5 protein-coding genes are annotated in these 5816 nt (G+C 51.7%); all 5 read left to right on the top strand.

The window, feature by feature from the left end; genetic code table 11:
- The first annotated feature begins 57 nt into the window (after positions 1–57).
- The 5 genes from COW20_11860 (at position 58) to COW20_11840 (ending at position 5349) form a co-directional block, all read left to right on the top strand.
- Positions 58–1011, top strand: coding sequence for a calcineurin (locus tag COW20_11860; protein PIW47670.1), 954 nt, complete (start codon positions 58–60; stop codon positions 1009–1011).
- Between the two features lie 15 nt (positions 1012–1026).
- Entirely contained in the window at positions 1027–1959 is a 933-nt protein-coding gene (locus COW20_11855; GenBank protein PIW47669.1) for a hypothetical protein, read from the top strand.
- Positions 1960–2050: 91 nt separating this feature from the next.
- Positions 2051–3304 (top strand): hypothetical protein, encoded by a 1254-nt coding sequence (locus COW20_11850; protein ID PIW47668.1) that lies wholly within the window; start codon positions 2051–2053, stop codon positions 3302–3304.
- Between the two features lie 86 nt (positions 3305–3390).
- Positions 3391–4461: an aldo/keto reductase gene (locus COW20_11845; GenBank protein ID PIW47667.1), complete on the top strand. Its 1071-nt coding sequence runs from the start codon at positions 3391–3393 to the stop codon at positions 4459–4461.
- 3 nt (positions 4462–4464) lie between these two features.
- Entirely contained in the window at positions 4465–5349 is an 885-nt protein-coding gene (locus COW20_11840; protein PIW47666.1) for a short-chain dehydrogenase, read from the top strand.
- Positions 5350–5816: the final 467 nt, after the last annotated feature.

The following is a 5816-nucleotide window of genomic DNA, read 5'->3' as shown; positions in this document are numbered from 1 at the left end:
GAGTGTGGGAAAGACACGTCCGGCTTACACCGGATGCGCTCTGCCTCTCCGGCATGAATGCCGGAGTCTCCTGCGCAAGACCTGATGAAATTTAAATCTTTATGCTCAACCCTTCTGGGGCTTTTTTCTACTCTTGCTCTGCTTTCTGCCTGTGGCGGAAAGGATGCTGCCCTTGCACTTGAAAAACGGATTGTGGCCCTGGGAGATATCCATGGGGATCTCGACGCAACACGCCGGGCCTTGCGTCTGGCAGGGGTGATCGATGCCCAGGATCATTGGACAGGGGGCCGTACGGAAGTGGTTCAAACGGGCGATCAACTCGACAGGGGCGATCAGGAACTTGAACTGCTGAATTTTCTTGAAAAACTGGGCCCCGAGGCTGAAGCGGCTGGCGGCAAATTGCATATTCTCAATGGCAACCATGAAATTATGAATGCCCAAGGGGATTTTCGCTTTGTGACCCCCAAGGGCTTTGAAAGCTTTGCCGCTTTGAAACTGCCTGTTCCCCCCGCGACCCAGGCTTTGCTTAAGAACGCTCCTTTGTTTGTGCAGGGCCGTGCTGCGGCCTTTCTGCCAGGTGGGGTGTATGCCCTGAAATTGGCCCAAAGACCGGCTGTTCTGCAATTGGGAAAGATTGTCTTTGTGCATGGGGGGCTGCATCCTGAGCATGTGGACTATGGGCTGGAGAAGCTCAATCTTGAGTATCAAGACTGGCTCCGTGGCCAAACGGCTACTTTGCCCGAACTGCTGAGCAGTGATAGCAGCCCGATCTGGAGCCGGGTTTATTCTGACCCCAGCTTAGAACCTGATTGTGCGCGTTTGAGCCAAACCCTGACCAAATTGGGGGCCGAACGCATGGTGGTGGGGCACTCGGTTCAGCCGCGCGTGAGCAGTGCCTGCAATGGACAGGTCTGGCGGATTGACGTGGGCATGTCGCGGCTCTATGGGGGCCCGGTTCAGGCCCTTGAGATTCAGGGCGAGCACTGGCGGGTGCTGGAAGAAAAATCATAGGAGAGGTCGTGGGCTATGCATCTTTTTCTCTATTGGGTCTTTGTTCAGTTGAGCCTATTTCTGACGGGCGTTGATGGCTATAACAGTCATTTTGTGAAGACTGAACATGGGCAGGTGCATTACCTCGAAGCTGAAGGCCAGGGCGATTTGCCGCCGATGGTGTTTTTTCATGGGATTGGGTGTCAGGCTACGGATATGTACCCCGTAATGATGCATGCCCGCCAATACGCTCGCAAGGTGATTTCAGTTGATTTACCGGCCCATGGCCAGACAGATATTCCGGTAGAGAAACTGAGTTTGGCAGAGATTCGCAAAACGTTTAATCAGGGCATGGATCAGATTTTGGCCCAGGAAGAACCCGTGGTGCTTTTTGGCAATTCGCTGGGTGGCTGGCAAGCCTTGCTCTATGCTGAGCACCGCCCAGAAGAACTGGCGGGCCTGATTGTTGTTTCACCTGCCGGAGCACGTGCAGAGGCTCCTCAGTATGACCGTTTGCGGCAGATCTTTGCTCACGACAGCACCGAAAAGCCAGAAAGTCTTTTGCCCCTGTTGTTTAATAAGCAATTGGCAAATCCTGGACTGGTTGCTGATTTGATTAAAGCCCGCTTCAGCGACCCACGTGTGCAGGTCTTGATGCAAAAGCTCACGCCTGAGAGTACCCTGCAACCTCAGACTTTGCAAAAGCTGAGCATGCCCACCCTTTTGATCTGGGGGCAAAAGGACCGTATTTTTCCGGGAATGTTGCCCTTTTTTAAGCAGAATTTACCCCCGCAGGCCCAGGTGCTGGAACCTGCGGAATTTACCCACAGCCCTTATATCGAGGGCAAAATGGATCAGGAGTTGAGTGAGCTGATGTTTTCCTGGGCTACGGGCGTTTTTCCTCAAAAAACAGCCGTTTATCGGGGTGTGACACCAGGTTGGGATTCTGTACTTTTAGACAAGTTTTAATCTTTGCTTAAATCCTTGTTTATCTCCTGGGGCATGCTTTTGGGCTTCTGAACGCATAATAAGATCATCATGATGCGTAGAGGAATTTTGTATGCCTTCAATTTCAGCTTCCAATCAGCAATTGCTTTTAAAGTCTTTCGACAGCAATCAAAATCAGCGTTTAGAGGAACTTCAGGTCAGCCCTGAACTGAAAGCAAAACTCGACAGCAATCGTGACGGCGAACTCAGCGCCAGCGAAGTTCAAACGGCTTTGGGCCAGGACGCCGTTGAAATTCGCCAGGGCAGTTTGCAACCCGCTTCTGCCCAGGGCTTGCAGATTGTGGGCAAGGAAACCCTGCAGAATGTACATCAGAGTGTGGCGCGTACACTCTCTGCCCCGCATGTGGTGGCTCCACGGGCGGCAGATGTGGTCGATGCCGTTGCCAGTTTATTGATCGACGACAAACGCAGCTATGCCGAGCAACAGGCCGACCGCCGCCGCTATTTGGAAATGAGCAATCTCTCCTATCTTTCGGCAGTCAGCAGCATGCGTACCAGTTTGCGGACAGTCGCAGATATGACCGCCCAGGGAACCGATTCGCGTTCACGGGCCATTCACAGCAGTGCGCTTTCTGCGCTGAACAGTTCAACCGCCTGGGGTACGGGGGTGGCTGTGACAGGCTATTTACTGGGCGTAAGTGGTTTGGAATCGGTTAATAGTGGTTTGCAGGTGGCCTATTCGGGGCTCAAGTCTCAGCTCAATCAGATAGAAGCACAAACCCGCAACCTGCCCCATCCTGCCCAGGCTTTGCAAGCTGCGGATCAGAAAATTGCTCAGGCCTTTGCCCAAGCTGAAACTCTGAAAAACCAGCAGGCCCAAACCGATCAAACCCTTGAGAGCCTTTCCGGCCAGGCGCTTGAAATGGAGAAAAAAGTAACAGGCCGTACCGGCCCCTATGCTCTGGTCGGCACTGGCGTAGGGGTGGTTGCTGGGGCCACCGCAGGCTATTTTCTAGGCGGGGGCAATTTAAAATCAGCGCTGATCGGTGCGGGTGCCGGGGCTGGCGGCAGTGCCGCTCTGGGCGCGCTGGTGGGCAAAGGCATTGACCATTCCTATGCCAGCAAAGCTGAAGCCCTGCATGGGCAAATCAATACCCTGAAAAGCTTTCAACCAGAGCGGCCTCTGGGGCAACTCAAAAGCCTCAATCAATCCCTTTATGATTTGAGTTTAGAAACCCGTGGAACCCTCGATTTGGATCGGGCCCAAGGCCTTGAAAAGAGTCTGCAAGGGGTAGCGGCTCAAGCCGAAAAGGTTCAGGCCGAACTGAATCAGGTGCAGGCTGCCTATCAAAAAGGGAAGCCCTAATCAGGCCTCAAGCGCCATTTTTCTAAAGCGTCAAGCGGCCTTACATTTAAAAATGAATATTCATTTATAGAGGGGAATATAAAACCGTGAAATATCGTCTGCTGGGAAAAACAGGGCTTTATGTCTCTGAGATTTGTTTGGGAACCATGAATTTTGGTGGCCAGGGTTTTTGGACTGCGATGGGGGCTCTGGGCCAAGCGGCTGTTACCGAGCAGCTGAAAACTTCTTTTGAGGCGGGTGTAAATTTTTACGATACCGCCAATATCTATTCGTTTGGTGAATCCGAAACGCTTTTTGGTCAGGCACTGCGTGACAGTGGCCTGGACCGTGAAGAATTGGTGATAGCCACCAAGGTGCGTGGCCGGATGGGCCCAGGCCCCAATCAGGTGGGGCTGAGCCGCAAACATATTCTGTCTCAATTGGATCAAAGCCTGAAGCGTTTGGGCTTGGACTATATCGACCTCTATCAGATTCATGGGTTTGACCCGCTCACCCCCATGGAAGAAACGCTTTCGGCCCTGAATGATGCCGTGCATTCGGGCAAGGTGCGCTATTTGGGAATTTCAAACCATGCCGCCTGGCAGATCATGAAAGCCCAGGGTTTGGCCGCGCAAAGGCAGCTTCACCGTTTTGAAAGCATTCAGGCCTATTATTCAATTGCCGGACGCGATCTGGAGCGTGAGGTGATTCCCATGGCACAGGATCAGCAGATGGGGATTATGGTATGGAGCCCCCTGGCGGGTGGCTTTTTAAGTGGCAAATTTGCCCGTGAAGAAAAGGGGCCTGAGGGCAGCCGCCGCTCCAGCTTTGATTTCCCACCGATCGACAAAGAAAAAGCCTGGACGATTATCGATAAAATGCGTGAAATTGCCGAGGGCCATTCGGTTTCGGTTGCGCAAATCGCCTTGAGCTGGGTTTTGCATCAGCCGGGAATCAGCACGATTATTATTGGTGCCCGTACCCAGGAACAATTGCTGCAGAATCTGGTGGTGAGTGAGATCAGTCTGAGCGCCGATGAACTGGCCGCTCTGCAGGCGCTTAGTCAGCTTGAACCCGAATACCCCGGCTGGATGCTGCGTTTTCAAGCCATGGACCGCTCACCTGACGCAGTCAGCGCCGCTGAACGTCTGGCCAGTTCAAATTCAACAAAGGAATAGACCATGCCCTGGACTTTAACGCATCTACCTGATCTCAGTGGTAAAACAGCCTTGGTCACGGGGGCCAATGCTGGCATTGGCCTTGAAACTGCGCGGGGGCTGTATCAAAAGGGGGCCGAAGTGATTCTGGCCTGTCGCAGCCGCGAACGGGGGGAGGCCGCCATGGCCCTGCTTCGCGACCCCAAAGCCAAGGGCAGTTTGGCTTTGCATTTATTGGATTTGGCAAGCCTTGAATCGGTGCGTCAGTTTGCCTCTGAAATTCAGGCCCAGTACCCCCGTTTGGATTGGTTGATTAACAATGCCGGGGTGATGTTTCCGCCCGAATCTAAAACCCAAGAAGGTTTTGAGCTGCAAATTGGCGTGAATTTTTTAGGGCATTATCTTTTAACAGGCTTGCTGATGCCCCTGCTTGAAAAGACACCCGGCGCGCGTGCGATTCAACTCAGCAGCATGGCCCATCGCCGGGGCCGGATTGACCTTGAAAGTTTCAAAGGCGAAAAGCCCTATCAACGCATGCGTGAATATGCCCAAAGCAAACTGGCCTGTCTGATGTTTGCTTTGGAGCTGGATCGCCGCCTTAAGGCAAAAGGCAGCCAGGTGCTTTCGCTGGCTTCGCATCCAGGTTGGACCCAAACCGAGCTGATGCGCCATGAAAGTGCCATGGAGGTTTTGAGCAAATGGTTTGCCATGCCCACGGCCCAAGGCGCTTTGCCTACGCTTTATGCGGCGGTAGAGAAACTGTCTGGGGGTGAATATATTGGCCCCGATGGTTTGGCCGAGGTATGGGGTTATCCCCGTTTGGCCAAGCTTGCCCCCCAGGCCCAAGACAAAGAAATGGCGAAAAAACTCTGGCAGAAAGCTGAGGAGCTGACGGGCATGGTTTGGTAGACGGGCCGATAAAGGCTTTTTCCCACTCAAGTATTTTCTTTTGATTCACCCACCAGATAGAAGTGGGTGAATTTTTTATTCTAATTATTACAAAATTTTTACAATATAACAAATCATTGTGATATGGCCTTATTTTTTGACGATTGACATAATATTGTCTTATTTATCTCATGCTTGATTGAAAATATAATTGCAGATATCATAAGGGATAGAAAATATAATGGTGTTATTCGAGAACTGAATAATTCTCCGAAATGTGGAGTTATACAGAAAGCGAATAATTCTTCAGGGGCAAGATACTGGGATGGATAATTCTTCCTGGGGTGGAGTTATACGGAAGAAGATTTACAGATGAAACGTCCATTCAGAAGTATAATTCTCCGATTTGTGGAGTTATACGGAAACAGGATAAGTTGCGTTTTGGCGTGTTAGATGGACATTGAGGGCTTGCTTGAAAAAGCAAAAAT

The sequence above is a fragment of the bacterium (Candidatus Blackallbacteria) CG13_big_fil_rev_8_21_14_2_50_49_14 genome (assembly GCA_002783405.1).
Classification (GTDB): domain Bacteria; phylum Cyanobacteriota; class Sericytochromatia; order UBA7694; family UBA7694.
The sequence above is the reverse complement of the archived record's forward strand: the minus strand, read 5'-3'. Positions and strand labels throughout refer to the sequence as shown.